General features: G+C 35.4%; 16 protein-coding genes. 8 read left to right on the plus strand and 8 right to left on the minus strand.

Annotation, left to right across the window (positions count from 1 at the left end; all coding sequences use genetic code 11):
• Both AAIE21_RS15520 and AAIE21_RS15525 read left to right on the plus strand, forming a co-directional pair.
• A complete protein-coding gene (locus AAIE21_RS15520) occupies positions 1 to 1,050 on the plus strand; it encodes a glycosyltransferase family 4 protein (RefSeq protein WP_343267593.1) in 1,050 nt (349 codons plus the stop codon).
• 100 nt (positions 1,051 to 1,150) lie between these two features.
• On the plus strand, positions 1,151 to 2,692 hold the full coding sequence (locus tag AAIE21_RS15525) for a glycoside hydrolase family protein (protein ID WP_343267594.1): 1,542 nt from the start codon (positions 1,151 to 1,153) through the stop codon (positions 2,690 to 2,692).
• Between the two features lie 141 nt (positions 2,693 to 2,833).
• Here AAIE21_RS15525 and AAIE21_RS15530 read toward each other — a convergent pair whose 3' ends face one another.
• Positions 2,834 to 3,760, minus strand: coding sequence for a hypothetical protein (locus AAIE21_RS15530; RefSeq protein ID WP_481858684.1), 927 nt, complete (start codon positions 3,758 to 3,760; stop codon positions 2,834 to 2,836).
• A 606-nt stretch (positions 3,761 to 4,366) separates the two neighbouring features.
• Here AAIE21_RS15530 and AAIE21_RS15535 point away from each other — a divergent pair.
• Positions 4,367 to 5,806, plus strand: a complete 1,440-nt coding sequence (locus AAIE21_RS15535; protein ID WP_481858685.1) for an FAD-binding oxidoreductase — start codon at positions 4,367 to 4,369, stop codon at positions 5,804 to 5,806.
• Positions 5,803 to 6,333, plus strand: a complete 531-nt coding sequence (locus AAIE21_RS15540) for an MFS transporter (protein WP_343267597.1) — start codon at positions 5,803 to 5,805, stop codon at positions 6,331 to 6,333. Before AAIE21_RS15535 ends, AAIE21_RS15540 begins: the two co-directional genes overlap by 4 nt.
• Before the next feature lie 61 nt (positions 6,334 to 6,394).
• Here the strand turns inward: AAIE21_RS15540 and AAIE21_RS15545 are convergent, their stop codons facing one another.
• Positions 6,395 to 7,423, minus strand: coding sequence for a hypothetical protein (locus AAIE21_RS15545; RefSeq protein WP_343267598.1), 1,029 nt, complete (start codon positions 7,421 to 7,423; stop codon positions 6,395 to 6,397).
• A 461-nt stretch (positions 7,424 to 7,884) separates the two neighbouring features.
• On the opposite strand from AAIE21_RS15545, the gene AAIE21_RS15550 reads away from it, so the two are divergent.
• Positions 7,885 to 8,085 (plus strand): ZPR1-type zinc finger protein, encoded by a 201-nt coding sequence (locus AAIE21_RS15550; RefSeq protein WP_343267599.1) that lies wholly within the window; start codon positions 7,885 to 7,887, stop codon positions 8,083 to 8,085.
• Between the two features lie 358 nt (positions 8,086 to 8,443).
• Here the strand turns inward: AAIE21_RS15550 and AAIE21_RS15555 are convergent, their stop codons facing one another.
• From AAIE21_RS15555 to AAIE21_RS15575, 5 genes are all read right to left on the minus strand, one after another.
• The gene (locus tag AAIE21_RS15555; protein WP_343267600.1) at positions 8,444 to 9,871 is read right to left on the minus strand and encodes a 6-phospho-beta-glucosidase; all 1,428 of its coding nucleotides are present in this window, start codon (positions 9,869 to 9,871) and stop codon (positions 8,444 to 8,446) included.
• Positions 9,872 to 9,954: 83 nt separating this feature from the next.
• Positions 9,955 to 11,883, minus strand: a complete 1,929-nt coding sequence (locus AAIE21_RS15560) for a beta-glucoside-specific PTS transporter subunit IIABC (protein ID WP_343267601.1) — start codon at positions 11,881 to 11,883, stop codon at positions 9,955 to 9,957.
• A 124-nt stretch (positions 11,884 to 12,007) separates the two neighbouring features.
• On the minus strand, positions 12,008 to 12,853 hold the full coding sequence (gene licT / locus AAIE21_RS15565) for a BglG family transcription antiterminator LicT (RefSeq protein WP_343267602.1): 846 nt from the start codon (positions 12,851 to 12,853) through the stop codon (positions 12,008 to 12,010).
• Positions 12,854 to 13,440: 587 nt separating this feature from the next.
• Positions 13,441 to 14,730 carry a replicative DNA helicase gene (gene dnaB, locus AAIE21_RS15570; protein WP_343267603.1) on the minus strand — a complete coding sequence of 430 codons (1,290 nt, stop codon included), beginning with the start codon at positions 14,728 to 14,730 and terminating at the stop codon, positions 13,441 to 13,443.
• Entirely contained in the window at positions 14,727 to 15,593 is an 867-nt protein-coding gene (locus AAIE21_RS15575; RefSeq protein WP_343267604.1) for a DnaD domain-containing protein, read from the minus strand. Before AAIE21_RS15575 ends, dnaB begins: the two co-directional genes overlap by 4 nt.
• A 545-nt stretch (positions 15,594 to 16,138) precedes the next feature.
• On the opposite strand from AAIE21_RS15575, the gene AAIE21_RS15580 reads away from it, so the two are divergent.
• The gene (locus AAIE21_RS15580) at positions 16,139 to 16,849 is read left to right on the plus strand and encodes an endonuclease/exonuclease/phosphatase family protein (protein WP_343267605.1); all 711 of its coding nucleotides are present in this window, start codon (positions 16,139 to 16,141) and stop codon (positions 16,847 to 16,849) included.
• 64 nt (positions 16,850 to 16,913) lie between these two features.
• On the opposite strand, the gene AAIE21_RS15585 is transcribed toward AAIE21_RS15580, so the two are convergent.
• Entirely contained in the window at positions 16,914 to 17,228 is a 315-nt protein-coding gene (locus tag AAIE21_RS15585; protein WP_343267606.1) for a hypothetical protein, read from the minus strand.
• A gap of 364 nt (positions 17,229 to 17,592) precedes the next feature.
• Here AAIE21_RS15585 and AAIE21_RS15590 point away from each other — a divergent pair, with 364 nt between their 5' ends.
• Both AAIE21_RS15590 and AAIE21_RS15595 read left to right on the plus strand, forming a co-directional pair.
• Positions 17,593 to 17,907, plus strand: coding sequence for a DUF3892 domain-containing protein (locus AAIE21_RS15590; protein ID WP_343267607.1), 315 nt, complete (start codon positions 17,593 to 17,595; stop codon positions 17,905 to 17,907).
• 284 nt (positions 17,908 to 18,191) lie between these two features.
• A complete protein-coding gene (locus tag AAIE21_RS15595; RefSeq protein WP_343267608.1) occupies positions 18,192 to 18,662 on the plus strand; it encodes a DinB family protein in 471 nt (156 codons plus the stop codon).
• Positions 18,663 to 18,701: the final 39 nt, after the last annotated feature.

Consider the following 18,701-nt stretch of genomic DNA (forward strand, 5'->3'; position numbering starts at 1 on the left):
ATGAACAATATTCTATTATTAACCGATAAACTCATAACAGGTGGCGCTGAGATGTATTTTTGCAAATTAGAAAACCATCTCAAAGATGAAAACATGACGTTTTATTCAGCAGCTGCCACAGGTGAGTTATATCAACAAATTCATAAGAAGCATCATTTTATTCCGTTAAGCTTAAAAAATCACCCTGCTAACCTCTATACATTAAGTAAACAAGTAATGAAATTGGACATTGATGTGATCCATGCAAATAGTCTCAGAATGTTACTGTATTCCATCGCAATAAAAAAAATCACAGGGAGAAAAATTAAGCTGGTTTATACAAAACACAATGTTACAATACTTGAAAAAAAGTTGCCCGCGCTATTTAAAAAAGTGTTAAATCAACATGTTGATCAAATTATCGCAGTTAGTAACTTTGAAAAAGAGAGATTACTGCAATTTGGTATAAAAAAAGACCTTATTCGAACGATTTACAATGGTGTTGATGTAAAACATTTTTCTTTTCAACAAATACAACCTAAAGAAACCCTCAATATCGGAATTTTAGCCCGATTATCAAAAGAGAAAAACCATGAACTTTTTTTAAAAATTGCAAATGAGTTAAAAGATGTACGTAACGTAATGTTTTATATTGCTGGAGATGGACCTGAACGGGACTTTATTGAAAACACGATTCGTGATTTCAAGTTAAATCATAAGGTGAAGCTTTTAGGTAATACATCTAATCCATATGAATTTATTTGCAATATGGACTTGTTGCTTCTAACGTCCCAAAGAGAAGTGTTTCCGATGGTAGTCCTTGAAGCAATGGCTTCTGGAACCCCTATTATTTCTGTCGATGTTGGCGGTATCAAAGAGGCGATTATAGATGAAGAAACCGGAATTCTTATTTCCCATCATTCTGAAAAAGAATTTGCAAAAAAAATCCAGTTCCTTCATGACAATCAAGACTTAAGAAAATATTTAGGAAAAGCGGCAAGAGAAAAAGTAGAAACATCCTTTTCCCTCTCAAATATGATTCATTCTACACTTGAAACCTATCAATATTAAAAAAACAAACGAGGTCATCGTTTGTTTTTTCTTTTATACATATGCATTTTTTTTAACATGCATATTATATAATACCCCACTATATAAGGAGTGTTATAAGTTGACAGAACCTCATAACTTTGCTGAAGACTGCCAAAATCAAAGTGTTGTTAATATTGATTGTTTTGGTGCCAGTCCAGATTTACTCAATAATTCCCCAGCTATTCAAGAAGCCATTGATTATTGCGTGGCCAACAATTATTCCAAAGTTGTTATCACCGGGAAGAAACAATACACTATATCCTCTCCTATTGTTATGAAATCAAATGTACATCTTGAAATGGATCCCACTGTAACATTAATCGCCAAAGGGAATTTCCAAGTGTTTGAACTTCAAAAAAACTCTTCAATCTCTGGTGGCTCGATTGAAATCGTGGACAACAGCTTTAACTCATCCGTTCTTTTTCTTTCTGGTGCCCAGCAAATAGAAATTCATAATCATACTTGTATATCAAATATTAATATAATAAACCGTACAACCACTTACCAAGGTATTGCAATTCATTTCTCTTGCACAAAAGCATGGGATTTCATAAGTTTCGTTAAGGCATACTCAATTCAAATCACAAACTTTCATACGGCCATCTATTTAAAAACAGAAAAACTCGAGGATATAAACAATCCTTGCTGGATTAATGCAAACTCCTTCCACTCTATCTTCATAGATGGTTGTCAGTACGGTATCGAGATTGTAGGAAATGGTGAATTACCTTACGAAATTTCTGGGAACACCTTTACCGGAATCCAAGTACAATGCCGGAAACAAACAAAGAAAGTAATCCGATGTTCCGGTGCTTATAATATGTTTGATGGAATAATATGGGACGTCTTTCGTATGGATGCTCCCCCTCTCGTTATCGAATTTTCTTCCACTTCTCATCATAACTACCTATTCTCAAATCAAGCCTCCACATCTATTCTTGATCGTGGCCTATACAACCATTGCACCTCACCACATGAAGCATCTCTTCCTATATACCCTCCTCTTGCATTAGGAAAAGCGCATCTAGTTGGAAATCAAGATGATATCTTAGTAAACGCAAATACCCGCTATACAATACGCCAACTTTCTGGAAAAGCCCCTTACGGAGGACATATTAGTAATTGTTTTAACCTACTCGATGAACAAAGTGTGAATTACCTAGATGTTCCTAACACTCAGCCAATTGTAATCGAGTTAGATTTTTTTAAGCAGCCTATTAAAATGCTGAATTGTATTGGCATCTATTTTGGATGGAATGAAAGTCCAAGTCGTATTTTAATTGAATATCAGCGGAGCCCAAACGGAGCATGGGAGGTTGCTAAAGATCTCCAATTTAATGTCGGAAACACCGTAATTTCAGACGTAAGAGCAACTACGTTGTATAAAGTTAAACTAACACTAAGCGGATATACACAAGATCACAAGAGATTTCGTATAAATAGAATATTCGCAAAATCATCTTTACAACATGGCTCCTCATGGTTGCCAACTACTGGCGGCACATTATATGGAGATTTAGAATTCCAAAAGGGGAATGCCGTGACGTTGACCTCTCCAAACGGAACAAAATGGAAATTGAGTATAAATGATCAAGGGCAAATTAACACGTCTAAACTATGAGAATACAACAAACTAAGATTCATCTTCTACCACTTAGAGGATTCGAAAACGCTCCACTTTACATCATCATGCCCCATTCAACTTATACGTTATAATTGCCTCATAGGGGGCTCGCAATGTCCGATTGAGAGAACATTACAATTACTGTTCCACTTTATTTGCTTGTCCCCTATCAGAGATTCTGCTCGTAGGCACCGAAGAAACATCAATGGTCGTATCCATACTCTTATCCGTAAGCTCAATAATAGCCCTCTCATGCTTAATCTGGTTCAAATCCCACACCATCCCATGAAACTCATTGTGTTGTCCGCTCACCTTCAAAACACTTTTTGTTTTACTTGAAGGTTGTATCTGTAAATTAGTAAATTGATTCCCACTCGCCTCATTCGGTATCGTTGAATGACTATCCATGTAAATCATGTTTACACAATCCTCTAAAGAGAAATTCAAAAACCGGTTCGCATTTATCCAAGCATCTCCAGAATTCGGTCTATCTACTTTTAACTTTACTCCATTCTTCATTCCTACTACCTTAACGTTTTCAAAATTAACAAAAGAAATCTCATGTTCTCTTCCACCAGCGTATAACGATATACCTGTTCCCTTGTTCGTTTCAGACCAATTGATAATATTTATATCCTTTATATATGTTTTGTTCCAAGTGTTATAATATTTATGTTTACCATCTAAATAGATTACTTCCGAGTTAAAATTCGCATCATCAATGGTAATATAGGCCCCTTCAATTGAAGCATTCTTCTCTATTTCAATCACCCTGAAGTTACCATCAACAATGAACTGCGTTCCATATCCGAATAATAACTTAACACCTTGCTTTACAACGATAGGGGAAGTAATCTTGTACTTTCTGTCATCAAGCAAAACAGTCTTTATTTTATTATCCTTTGCTTTATTGATTGCTGATTGAATTTTATCAGAATCATTTTTCTCTTTAAAATCCTCAACGTATATCTTCTCTTTTCGCTCTGAATTAGAATGCTTCTGATAGTAAAAAACAAAAATAACGAGTGCTATACCTAAGAAGATTAAACCAATCATTTTTTTCATCGTACTCATCCTCATATTTAGTTTCCTCTCTTCGGTTCGTTATATATGAATACTCTATTGTTGTCTTCAAATATTAATACTTTCATAAAACAAGATTAAAAGGTAAAAAGACTACCATACATTCCTCAAGAACTGATATGACCTCCCCTAAGCGAGAAAAGTATAAAAAAACTCCTTTGAACAAGGCTGTTTTAAACTTTATTGATAGGGGAACTTCACTAAAAGATACCGATTGGATTTTATAACATTTTTTACAACTCTTACCTCTTTTATTTTCGTGCAGATAGATGTTTTTTGCAAGCAAAAGGTGTATTTCTTTTCCTTACAGATTCACGTCGGAAGTGTCAACAGAAAACACATTAATCTATCTTGTTTAGAAGGAATAACGTTTTTCACAAAAGGGGATAATAAATATTCTTAAGTTGATGAGCATAGAGAGAATCCTAAGGTATTACAATTCTAGTTCTATACATGTGAACGAGCACGTTATCACAGAGGAGATTTTTCTTATTATAACTTGCTTTTTTATTTACACCATGTTCCTTCGTTGTATAAAAAGATATAATATAAATCTCATATATACATGACAACTAAAAAGGAGAGTGTATGTTGAAAAAACGAACAATAATAATAGGCATTACTGTATATAGCTTATTATGTATGACATCTGTATATACATATACAAAACAAACAACCAATCCTGTTATGAGCGATGTAGGTAGATTGCTTCCTACAAAGATTAAACGGGTTGAAAATGCAGTGGATGAGCAGGCCTTACAGAAGCTAGTGAAAGATGCTAATGTTTCAGGTGAGAAAATTTCAATTGCAGGAATGCAGCATAGCCAAGGCGGACAAACTTATTATCCAAATGGTACGGTGCTTGATATGAAAGGATATAACAAAATAGTAGAGTTTGATCCAGAGAAAAAGAGAATTCGCGTGCAAAGCGGTGTGACCTGGGATGATATCCAAAGGAAAGTAAATCCATATGGCCTTGCTGTGCAAGTGATGCAGTCTCAAAATATTTTTACAGTTGGCGGTTCATTAAGTGTAAATGTACATGGACGTGATATTCGTCATGAAGCACTTATTGATACGGTAGAATCCTTTCGATTGTTAATGGCAGATGGTACGGTTAAGAATGTAAGCAGAGAAGAACATGCCGATTTGTTTCCTTATGTGATTGGCGGTTATGGATTATTCGGCGTGATCTTAGATGTGACACTTAAGTTAACCGAAGACGAACTATATGAAATGAAAACGAGAACGCTAGATTACAAGGAATATACATCATATTTTAAAGAAAAGGTAAAAAAGGACGAGAATGTTCGAATGCACCTAGCACGTATTTCCGTAGCTCCAACCTCATTTTTAAAAGAAATGTATGTGACAGATTATGTTTTAGCAGAGAACCAAAATAAACGGAAAGAATACAGCAAATTAAAAGAAGAAAATATTATTGCTGCGCCAAAACTTTTCCTTGGATTATCAAGGTATAGTGATTGGGGAAAAAATATATTTTGGGATATACAAAGGAATTACATTGAGCACATAAATGGAACATATGAAACTCGAAATAATGTGATGCGATCAGATAGTACTTTTATGGAATACGAAAACCCAAATCGCACAGAGGTTTTACAAGAATATTTCGTACCTATCAATCACTTTACAGCGTATATAGATGATTTACGAAATGTATTAAACAAAGAAGAATTAAACCTTCTTAACATTACGATCCGTTATGTAGAAAAAAACGAGAATGCTGTTTTATCCTATACAAAAGATGATATGTTCGCACTTGTGCTCCTTATTAATCAAGGACGTTCTGAGAGTGAAATAAAGAAAACAAAAGCAGTGTTAGGAAAGATGATAGATGTTACTTTAAAGCACAATGGAAGTTATTATTTACCGTATTATTCTTATCCAACGAAGCAGCAACTTAAGCAGGCATATCCTCGTATAGAAGAATTCCTTCAAAAGAAGAAAGAAATCGATCCGCAAGAACGTTTTGTAAATTTATTTTATAAGGAGTACCGTGAATGACCTATAAAAGATTTGTAACTTCACAAAGCATCATCATGATGGCCGGTAGTATGGTATTCCCCTTTTACATACTACTGCTTCGAAATGTTGGAGATAGTTTCTCTCAATTTGGCTGGGCATATGGCTTATTTGCGTTAACTTCAGCTTTAGTCTATCCACTAATCGGAAAGATCTCTGACAAATTTGGAGATAAAAAGCTATTAATTGTATACGCTTGGTCTATGGCGGTATTAATGCTCTGTTTTCCCATTGCTACAGAAGTTTGGCACGTTTACATTCTACAAATTATTATGGGTTGCTTAGGTGCCGTGCAACGAAACACAGAAAAAACATCGCTGGCCCGAAAAGTAGAAAGTAAAGAAGCAGGCTATGAAATAGGAAAATACCACGTATGGACTTCAATTGGCGGTGCAGTAGCTGTCATCTTAACAGGCTATCTAGTCGACTTTTTAACGATTGGTACCATTTTTTATATTGCTTCCGTTTTATATATGGTGAGTGGTGTTGTGATTGGGAGGCAGAAATAAGTAAAGTGTAAAATATACATTCACTTGCCTAAATAAAAAAGAGCACTAGTAGTGCTCTTTTTTATGCTGCAGGTTCTATTGGAGCTGGTTGAGGAGTTACTTTCCCGCCATCCATTCCACCATTCATCATGGATTGATTCATAAATTCACCAATCATTTTTTGCAACTCATCCATTGGAACAATGTTCTTTTCAGAAGTATCGAATGTGAATTTGATTGGTTTATCGATAGATTTGATATTAGAATGAATATTCATATCAAATTTAATTGTTTCATTTTCATCTTTAGGATTTTTTGCTTCGATATGAATTACTGCATCCTGTTTTTTAATTGTGTTTCCATCCATTGTATAAGTTAAAGAAATAGAAGATTTACCGAAATTTGCATTTTTCAATTCTTTCTTAAAGTCTGCAATTTCTTGTTTTGTTCCAGTGAAGTTTTTCATTTTAGACATTTCATCAAATACCTTTTCAATCACTGCTTTTAAATCTTTACCTGTTAATTTCACAGTATATACATCTTTTTCTTTTGTAAATTTGTCCTCAGGAAGCGCTTTGATTGCATCTAATAACGCTTTCTGTACTTTCTCTTGGATTTCCATAGATTCTTTTGTATCTACTTCTCCTAAATCTTTCATATCCATTTTGATAACTTTTCCTTCTAGCGTAGAAAAACTATCACCAGGAATGCCAGCTAATTGTAATAGTGATTTTACATTATTCGCTTTTACATATAAAGCCTTTTTCCCTTCATCCATAAACATTGGAATCGATACATCCATTTTCATTCCATCTGTTTTAATATTTGCACCAATTGTTATTTCGTCTTTTTTTGCATCTTTATCTGTTTTTGAATCAACTGTAATTGATACGTTTTTTAACATATCCATTGCCGCTTTATCTTCTGGTTTCATATCTTTCGCATTAGAATCGAATTTAAAAGAAACTGAACCGCTTGCTTCCATTTGTTTTGCATTTAAAATGCTTTCTGTTGAAGAAACGACTGTTTCTTTTGCAGATTTTCCACACGCAGATAAAGCAAAAAGACTTAAACTTGCTGCAATCAATAATCCTTTTTTACCAAACTTCATAAAACCACCCCCTTCCATACATTAACATATCCCTTCTATCATAACAATGATATAGAAGAATTTAATGGTAATTTTTTGAACCAGAACCTTTATTTATCAATTAGTAAAGGCCAAATCAGGAAAGATTCGTAAAAGAAGCTTATGGCGTATATCCGGAATTATACTTTTAGTTATATCTATTACTATTATTCCATTACTAATTTATAGTATAGGATCTCCATGGCATTCAATAAAAACATTTGCTGCTGATATTGCACTACTTACTAGAATCATGGTTACCTTCTTGAATTTGAACTGTTTATAAAAAAGTCGCACCTTTTTGAAATAAGTTTAACCGAAAACTATGTGTGATTTCCGTTTTTTTATGGAACTAAAGGAGCTGTTTAGTGGAACAATACATTTCAAATTTTTGTTAAAATATATATGAAAATGAAACTTGAATAAAAGATTGGGGAGATAAAATGCTAGAAGAGAAAGTATGTCCTAAATGTAGTGATAATCAAATTGAGAAAGGGATTATAAACGCAGGTAACGGAGTGGTGCATATGTTTCCCTATAACAATCCAAGAGGCAAATCTTCACCAATATCTTCATATTTCTGTTCAAATTGTGGATATGCTTTAGGTTTATATGTTGAAAAACCTAAAAATGTTCAAAGCTGACTATTAAGCTAACAGGTACATTGGTTGAAGGAAGAACATAAAATGGTCAAACTTTTTTAAAACAACTATTTAATTTAATATAGGAAGAGCTTGTTTTGGTTGAACTTTTTTTCAAAACAGGCTCTTTTCTTTTGCTAGTTTATCAGTATTAATAGCATTTTTTCAATCAAAATTTATTTCAAGGCTACAAATATATATTTCATCTAAACAATTAAAAGAAAGCTCAATAACCAAAGGGACAATTCCTCTAAGTTAAATGGAAATTGTCCCTTTGGACCACTATTAGATATTTTAAAATGACTTACCTATCGGAGAAGCTATCATAACTGCAACCCTGTGACTAAGCCATCTACACTAGTTAATCTAAATCTTCGCCATTCGTGGAAATAACTTTTTTATACCAATAATAGCTCTTCTTTTTACTTCTTTTTAATGTTCCATTTCCTTTATTGTCCTGGTCAACATAAATAAATCCATACCGCTTGTCCATCTCGCCAGATCCTGCACTCACTAAATCTATAGGTGCCCATGTTGTATATCCTAAAATATCTACCCCATCAACCTGAATCGCATCTTTCATCGCTTGGATGTGTTCTCTTAAATAATCGATTCTATAATCATCTTCCACATAACCATTTTTGTCCACTTCATCCTTTGCCCCTAACCCATTTTCTACAATAAATAATGGCTTCTGATAACGATCGTAGACATGATTTAGAGTAATTCTTAGCCCCAATGGATCGATGGGCCATCCCCATTGGCTGTACTCCAAATAAGGGTTTTTTGTGGATGTAAATAAATTTCCTTCTGCATTATCTCCCTCATCGCCATCTGTTCTTACGCAGCGGCTGTTATAATAAGAAAGGGAAATAAAGTCTACTGTATATTTTGCGAGGAGCTCTTCATCCCCCTTCTCCATTATTGGCATCGTCCCATTACGTTCCATTTCTTTTAGAGCATAGTTCGGATATTTTCCTCTTGCTTGTACATCAACAAAGAAATAACTTTCCCGATCTAATTTTGTTGCTTCCCAAACATCATTTGGATTACAACTATAAGGATATACACTCCCTGCCGCAAACATACAGCCGACTACATTATTTTCATCTATTTCACGAGCCATTTTAGTTGCCTTGGCACTTGCAATAAGTTCATGGTGTGCAGCTTGATATTTTATCTTTTCTTTATTCTCACCTTCTTCAAAATAAATTCCCGCCCCCATGAATGGCGCATGTAAAATCATATTAATCTCATTAAATGTTAACCAGTATTTAACTAAACCCTTATATCTTTTAAAAACAACCTGGCATAGTTGTATATAGAAATCGATCATTTTACGGTTTCTCCAGCCACCGTATTCTTTAATCAGGTGCATCGGACAATCAAAGTGAGTAATAGTTACGAGGGGCTCTATATTATATTTACGGCATTCTTTAAATAAATCTTCATAAAATTGAAGTCCCGCTTCATTTGGTTTTTCTTCATCACCTAATGGAAAGATTCTAGTCCAAGCAATACTCATTCGATAAACCTTAAAGCCCATTTCAGCAAATAGTTTAATATCTTCCTTGAAATGATGGTACATATCAACGCCTTTTTTAGCTGGATAATAGTAATTTTCATCAAAATCATACATTTTCAGCTTTCCTGTAATTACTAAAGATCGAATTTCTCCTGTTGGGCATACATCAACATTCGAAAGTCCTCTCCCATTTTCGTCATATCCCCCTTCACATTGATTGGCTGCGGTAGCACCACCCCATAAAAAATCATCACTAAATTTCATCACTCATTCCTCCAATATCGAAGTATTATTCCTAATAACCATGTATAGAAAACCTTTTTGCCTAGATTAGGCCGTCTTTGGTATCAAAATATAACCGTAATTAAATTCGTTCCTCTATCCACGTTACCTTCTTTATTCTCCGCAACCTCCAAATAATCTGTGGAATTCGTAATAACTATTGGAGTAACAACACTGTAACCAGCCTGTTCTATTTCTTCAATATTGAAATCTAGCAAATGTTGCCCTTTTTTTACCTTATCGCCTTGTTTTACATAAGCTTTAAATCCTTTACCTTCTAATTGGACTGTGTTTAAACCAACATGAATCAGAATCTGCACGCCATTATCCGATATAATTCCAATCGCATGTAAACTAGGGAATAACGCTGTTACTTCCCCACTAACAGGGGCTACAACCACTCCTTCTGCAGGTACAATTGCAACTCCACTACCTAATACACCTGATGAAAAAGCTGCATCTTCTATATCTTTTAATTGAATCACTTCACCTTTTATTGGGCTTTCAATTATTTCTTTCGCTAATCTACTTTTCTTTTCATCTTGGTTAACTTCAATTTGAGCCTCTTTCACATCTGCGTAAACAGTCTCTTTATCTTTATAGACAATCATCGTCAATATAAATGCGACTACCATCGAAATTGCAATACCAATAACCGCGACAATTAAATTCCCCATTGCTCCATCCGGTTCAATCATTGCAGGTAATTCAAAAATACCCATTCCACCAGCCATGAACTTTCTTAAATTAAAGAATCCATAGAAGCCTCCACCGATCCCACCAGCAATACAACTAATAATAAACGGTTTCTTTAAGGGTAATAGAATTCCATAAATAGCTGGTTCTGTTACCCCGAATATACTGGATAGGAAATTTGGTAAAGACATTTCCTTCATCTTCTTGTCTTTTGTTTTAAGTAAAATTGCTAGGACAACTCCCGCAGTTGCAAAAGTACAAGCAAAGAAAGGCATCATCACATTATCGTATCCCATAGTCATAATGTTATTTAGATATACTGGTATGAATCCCCAGTGTATACCAAAGATAACTAGTATTTGCCACGTAGCTCCTACGATGATGCCAGCAAACACTGGGCTGAAGTCTCTAACTGCAAATACAAATTCAGAAACAACCGTTGAGCCAAATGTTGCAAGTGGGCCAATTACAACAAAAGCAACTGGTAATGCAATTAATAATGTAAGCATCGGAACAAAGAAGAATTTAAGTAAATCTGGTACAAACTTATTACAAACTTTTTCGCATTTTGCAGCAAAATATACAGCTAAAATAACAGGAATAACTGTCCCTGTATAATTTATCGAAATTAAAGGTATGCCAAAGAAGTCCAGGTAAATCGGCGCTTCAAACATGGAACCTTGAAATAATGTGTACATTGCATTAGTACTTGAAGAAACAACACTAGCTTGTATGTTTGGGTAACACATAATAGCCCCTACAACTAAGCCTAACATGGGTTTTAAACCGAACTTTTTCGCTGAAGTATAACCTAAAAACAATGGTAGAAAAGTAAATAAAGCATCACCAATTGCATTAATGACCATTGAGCCACCCGAAGTTGGGCTATATAATCCTATAGCAATGAACAGCGCATTTAGTCCTTTCAACATACCACATGCAGCCATAATACCTAATATTGGCTGGAATATGCCTGATATAATGTCAATTGCCTTATTTAGTAATTTTTCAGGCTTTTGCTCACCTTGTTGGGATGCATTCAGTTGATCTACGTCAATCAGTGCACTAATATCATCATAGACTTGTGGCACATGGTTTCCGATAACGACTTGGTACTGACCACCACTTTTCATAACCGTGACAACACCATCTATATTTTTTAGGATGTCATCATTTGCGATGTCCTCGTCCTTCAATTTAAACCGTAGTCGAGTTACACAATGTGTTAAGCTATTTATATTTTCCTTTCCACCTATATTTTCAATAATTTTTTTTGCTAATTCGTTGTATTTCCCCATTTTTTAATCCTCCATTTTTTCTTGTATTTATTAACAGAAATAGTGAAGGTTTGGCCAACTTAATGTTACCATCCAGCTATGTATTGCACGTTTACAGTCATCACCACCTTTAATGTCCCTTTACCTATCTACTTGACTCCCGAACCACCCTTGCTACATGGATGGTCAGATAAATTATTTCATTTGAGGTTAAATCGTATCCGTATTTCTTATGGATAAATAGTTGAATCTTCGAAACACATTCAAACTCTTTCGCATACTTGTTTTTAATGATCTCAAGTAACTCTTCATCAGATCCATCACTACTGTAGGTGCTATTCGTAATTAGCCTAGAGGCGAAAAACTTTAAATGGCTAATAAAACGATAAAGGGAAACCGATTCTTCCATAATCTCAATACCAAAATGAAATCTTACAATTGTCAGCACTTCTTGAATCAACTGTGTAATCTCTTGTACGATTGGCTGTTCTTTATCCAACTGAGCATTTACAATATGAAAAGCAATAAAACCTGCCTCATCGTCAGGTAAACGGATATGTGTTTCTTTTTCTATAATATCCAGTGCTTTCATTCCAATATTAAATTCATCTTTATAAAATCGTTTTATTTCCCAAAGAAGTGCATTTTTTATCTGAATTCCTTCTCTAATTCTTTGAATTGCAGTATGGGTGTGATCACTCAATGAAATATAAATACTTTCATTAAGTTTTTTACCTAATTTGCTTTGGGCATATCCAATAATTTCATCTGACAGTTTCATATGTTCAATAGGTATATTATTTAGCAGTTCTTGTAATTTAGTAGATATATCTTGATTGGCTATGCGAAATATTTTGTTTACCTTACTTTCATCAATCACATCACCTTTTGATTTTTGATAGCCTATTCCTTTTCCCATAACAATTATCTCTTTACCGTTTTTATCTTCCGTAATAACGACATTGTTATTTAGATTCCTTTTAACTTCCATATATTTCACTCCCATCAAGGATATTTTAGTATGGATTCACTATATATTTCATGTTAGAGGGGTTATCTATTATCCCAATATAATAAAAAAAGCCAATCCATTACAATGCATAGAAGTACCTAAAATCTTCTACGCAAACTAATGAATAGGCTTAGCTTGTATTTAAACAATTACTACCCAATTCCAATGATATACGTACATAATAGCCTAAATTTAAAATTTCGTCAACGCCGTTAGACATAGCTACAAAAGGAGTCCTACCAACAAATCGTCTTAATCTGTACGTATAAGTTCCTGAAAACTCAAATAACACCTTATTTTAACTTCGAAATTTTGATGTTGTTGTTTAAAGTGTTGTATTTTCTTCCTATAATGATTTAAAACCTTTGATACTATTATAATTATCGCGTTTCATATCGGCTTTTAGAATTGAATCTGAGCAGCCGTTTTTCTGAAGAGCAGAGTTATAGGTTTGACGACAATATTGTAGCCAACATTCATCCCCTCCCTACCACCAGATTATGTCCTGCACGTGCTTGAGGAAGTGGACTTCTGCCCGGGTACTGTTAAAAACCTCAAAAACATGTCTACCCTTCCCTCTCCATAAACTTCCCAAACTCCTTCAAAAATCTCAGCTTCATCGTCCCTACAGGTCCATTTCGATGCTTCGCTATTTGAATTTCTGTTATATCTTTATGCTCTGTATCCTTATCATAATAGTCCTCCCGATACATGAGCATAATCAAATCCGCATCCTGCTCAATCTGTCCTGTCTCTCTTAAGTCAGATAAAAACGGGCGCTTATCTTGACGTGACTCTACACCGCGGGAGAGTTGTGACAGTGCGATTACACACACGTTTAAATCACGTGCCATTAACTTCAATTTACGAGAGATTTCACTCATTTCTTGAAACCTGTTTCCTCTATAATTTGAATCACCTGTAATAAGCTGCAAGTAATCAATAATTACAAGCAATTTTTTATCCTCATACTTTCGCTTCAATTTGCGCACTTGTACCCAAATCTCTTGCGTTGTAACCCCAGCCTTATCATAGATTTCCATGGGCAGATCCCCAATTTCCGCAAATGCCCGGCTCATTCTCCCCCAATCGTCTATCGTAAAACGATGCGTCGGATTTTTCAGCCGTTCCCCTGATACACCGCCCAAACAAGAAAGCATTCGTTTCAGCAATTGCTTATTGCTCATCTCTAGAGAAAACAATCCAACTGCCGCTTCCGATTTCGCCGCATGAAGCGCAATATTTAAAGCAAACGCTGTTTTTCCGATCGAAGGCCGCGCTCCAATCACAACGAAGTCACCTTCCTGCAAGCCACATGTCATTTTATCTAAAGCTGTAAAACCTGTCTCAATGCCCGTTATCTCATCTGTATCTTGATGAAGCTCTTCATACAGATCGACTAACGTATCCTTTAAATCAAAATCAAGTGTACAATTCCCTTCTTCTAGTTCACAAAGTCTCGTAATCGTCTCACGAATGACGTTTTCATCCTTCTCCGCAAGAAGCCGTTCACACATGTTGTGTGCCGCACTTCCCGCCTGATTCATTTTCCACGCACTCCGAACAAGCCCCTCATAATACGAGAAGTTAGCTGTAGTAGGAACGCTCTCAATGATATTTACAAAATACTCAATACCACCAACTTGCTTCAAAAAGCCAGGGTCCATCTTAGAAACAAGCGCAACAAGATCGATCGGTTGCCCTTCTTCGTCCATCTCCCGCATCAACTTGAATATCGCTCGATGCATCGCCGTAGAAAAGTGCTGTTCAGTTAACTGGCATTCCTTAATGAGTTCCCCCTCAAGCAGCAAAGATCCCAATACCGTCTGTTCAGCCTCGATATTTTGAATGCTCATGGCCGCCATCCATGCTCCTGCAAGAACTTCTGCAACTCTTCTTCAGACGGAGTATTCTTCTCCCACTCTTCACACTCCGCCAAAAACTTCTCCGTCTCTTGCATACCAGGCGGCTCCTTCTTCCGAAACTTCACTTCCGCCTGTTCCACTTCACTAAGCTTCATATAGCCTTTTCTATGCCACTCCCGCAAGATTCCCTTCACATAACCAATCGTCCGCTTATTATTTTCAACAGCAATCTGAAGCGCTTTTAAAACTAGCTCCTCCGATAAATCTGTCACCCACTCATTTAATTCTTCCCCCACATAAGGCGACAAACTACCGAAATTCTGTTCATAAAACAGAAATACACCATTTCCCGTTTCTTCCTCCTCTTCCTCACCTTGTTCCTCTGCCCCATACTGATCAATCAGTTCCTCAGTAACAATATCAGACACATCATAAGGTGAACCGAATTGCTCTAAAAGTAGCGGAATACTCATCTCGTCCTCCAAACACTTCCGAAGAAACATTTGGACAAACTCTTTACTTTTCACAGCCTTCAGCTCACGCAATACACATTTCTCCACATTCGTATGCGTAATCGGGTTATAACGCAGCCAATTTAGGATGCATAACTCCTTCGTCTCCGCATCATATAATATCTTTCCATACTCAACAAAGCGCTGCAGCAACTTCTCAACAGTCTCCCTGTTATAACCTGTCTCCATCTCCGCCAAACGCTTCGGAAGCGGATAAATCCCGCACTGCGTCGTCTTCGAACAAGTCAGCAAATAAATATAAAAATATCGCTCCTCCGGCGTTAAATCGAGTACAAAATCATCCTGCCAAAAATTCACCTGTACATTACGGTATACTGCCATGTGTATTCCTCCCATTCCCTTAATGAAACATATGTAATTTGCGGTTCCATGATGTATATAGGAGTGAGAAAGGAATTTTGGCGGGTTTATTTTATATTTTTAAAAAAAATGACTACGACTACTTTACTTCGAAGGAATGCTTGTAGTAGTTTTTTTGTTTTTTATTTTGTTTCTTTTTAGTGATTTATTTATTGGTAGGGGGTTGGGAGGAGGTTGTAAGGGGGTTGGGAGGGGTTATTTTCATATGTACATGGTCGACAGTGCTGTGTATGTTTCTAAATGTAGCTTTGAAATAAAGCTTGATCAAAAATCCTGTTTTGAAATGCAAGACTTTTTCTTGTTCAGCAATCGGACCATATTCTTGAGGAAATAGGAAGAGTAAGAATTCTAATTAAAGATTGTTTGTGAAGTGTTACACTTAACTAACGGAGCACCATTTAGTTGAAAAAGGAAGAATTAATATAAGCAGCGAATTTTATAGTGAAAACTAGTATCTCATTGTATTTTATATGTATTTTATTTGTCTAAATAAGGAGGTCTAATAAATGAAACTAGTTACCTGGAATGCAGCAATGCGATTCAGAGATAAGATTGAAAAAATATTCCCTTTTACAGCAGATATTTTAGTCATTCCTGAATGTGAAGCTCCTGAAAAATGGAGAGCAAGCAATCATCTAAAAGCTATCAATCAGTTTCTTTGGTTCGGAGCCAATCTAAACAAGGGAATTGGAATAATTACATTAAATAATACTTATCAAATCGAACTTCATCCATCTTATAAAAAGGATTTTCGTTATATAATTCCTTTGATAGTCTCTGGTGAACAAGATTTCATTTTATTTGCAGTTTGGTCACAAAATACTAAAAACCGATATGATAGTTACATAGGTCAAATATATTTAGCATTAAAACACTACGAATCTTTACTAAAGGAGCCATGTATCATTATAGGTGACTGGAACAGTAATAAGATATTTGATCATATCAAAAGGGTTGGAACACACTCAGAGGTTGTTGAACTTCTTAAAAGTTTAGGCATTATGAGTGCTTACCATTATTATTTTAATGAAGAACACGGGCAAGAATCCATACCGACCCATTATTTTAGAAAAGAAAAGGCTAGACCTTTTCATATTGATTTTTTGTTTGCTTCTGAGATAATCCTTAAACAATTAAGCTTTTTTGAGATAGGTTCCTTTGAAAAATGGATCAAGTTCAGTGATCACATCCCAATAAGTACAGTATTTGATAAGTGAATCATAATTTTCTGGCAGCTTTTTTCTTATTTTTATTTTCTTAGTGCTTTTAGAATTGCTTCTATTATTCTTTACTTACTTTTTGTAATCGGGTGATTAAAAGCGGTAGAGCGGTTTTTTGCCAAAACTCTACACTAATACCCCCACTTGAAATACCCCCATGGGCGTATTTTTCTACCCAAAAAGCGGATTCCGTCTTCAACGGGTGATTTGTGAGTTCCTGAAAAAACTGTTCAAAATGGTGGATAAAACACGTTTTCGAGCAAGGTAATGGAATCGTGGTGAAAGCCTGTTGAAGTTCATCCCATAAATAAGGATCCCCTCTAAGTCCCCATACTTCAGGCTTTTGCTCAAAAATCTTGGATACCGACGGTTTCATAATACTGCCTCCAAACCTTTTTGCTACAATTATACCCTTTCTGTAAGATTTCACAATGATTCCTAACCCCCCCGTCCTCATTGACGAAGCAGAAAAATGGGGGAATACATATTCCGATTGGTGGAACAATTAAAGTTTTTTTCCATACCTTATTGAACTAAAGGGCGCAATTCTGTAGCAAGAATTGTCCTTGATCTTTATGTATTGGGCCACTATGTTGAATAAGGCTGAAAAGCTGGAATAGGTTCGCATTTATGGAATGGAAGTATGAAAAACTGTAAAAACAATTCATTTTGTTAAGGATTATAGTACATAAACTAATAGTTTCCGAACATACTAATAAAATGTTTTGGAGGTGGGTTTTATGAATAAAAAAGACTTTGAAAAAATTTATAATGAATACTTACAACAAGGAGAAGACCAAGCTCAATTGGAAGTAGTTGAGGAAGTCGATTCAGGAGTAGAACAAATTGTTGCAGTTCGTAAAAATGATGAGGATGATATTATTGCTTTTAAAACAAGTAGTGGAAGAGAAATAGATTATATTACTGCTCTTGATAAAGCAAAATCAGGGAAGTTAGCTCATGTGGACGTATTTCATAAGTATGGCAGGGATATTATACGTAGTGAACCTGATGGTATTAAAGAAAATAACTTAGATAACTTCCCTTCTTTTTAAACGGGTAAACCTCAAGAAGAGAATGTTAGTTTGGATATTCTCTTCTTTACTTTACTAATTTACTGAAATCTTCGTAAACTTGCTGTAAGAAAACCATCAGTTATTCAATTATAAGGCGCTATCCTTGAATAAAAAGGGTAGTGCTCTTTTACTTTTAAAGGGCCATATTGTGGAATAAGATTAGCAGGGTAGTTAAAAAGCAGGAAGTTTATTTGAAAATGTAGAATCTCAACAGAGTTATAAGGATTTTTTTGAAATTCTAACTATTTAGGGAGGAGATTACTTTGAAACGAATTGACTTGCTTTTAAACGTGCTAGATTCAACATTCGATAAAGAGAGTTGGTATGCACCGTTTAAACATGCTATAGAAGGAATTACAGCCGAACAGGCTATCTGGAAACCATCTGGGAAGGCAACTAAAACCATTTGGGAGAACGTTAATCATCTCATTTATTACAAAGAGAGACTTGCTGCAAACTTGGAAGGCCGTGAATGGACACATAATCTCGACGGTGATGAAACCTTTTATCTTACCAATCAATCTAATGATGATAAGGAATGGAAGAAAGTCGTTGAACGTTCTGAAAACGCTCAACGTAATTTAAGACAGGTATTGAGTGCAATTTCCGAAAAAGAGCTTGAGCAAAATTCTCTTGAGGGGAAATTACTGGACATCATGCTTCATGATGCTTATCATACAGGCCAAATTATTCAATTAAGGAAAATGCAGGGGTCATGGCCATCAAATCGTTGACTGAACGTTCTAGTTATTCCATTAAAGGGCGCGATTGTG

The organism is Paenibacillus sp. 102 (assembly GCF_039549175.1).
In the GTDB taxonomy this organism is placed as follows: Bacteria; Bacillota; Bacilli; order Bacillales; family Bacillaceae_G; genus Bacillus_A.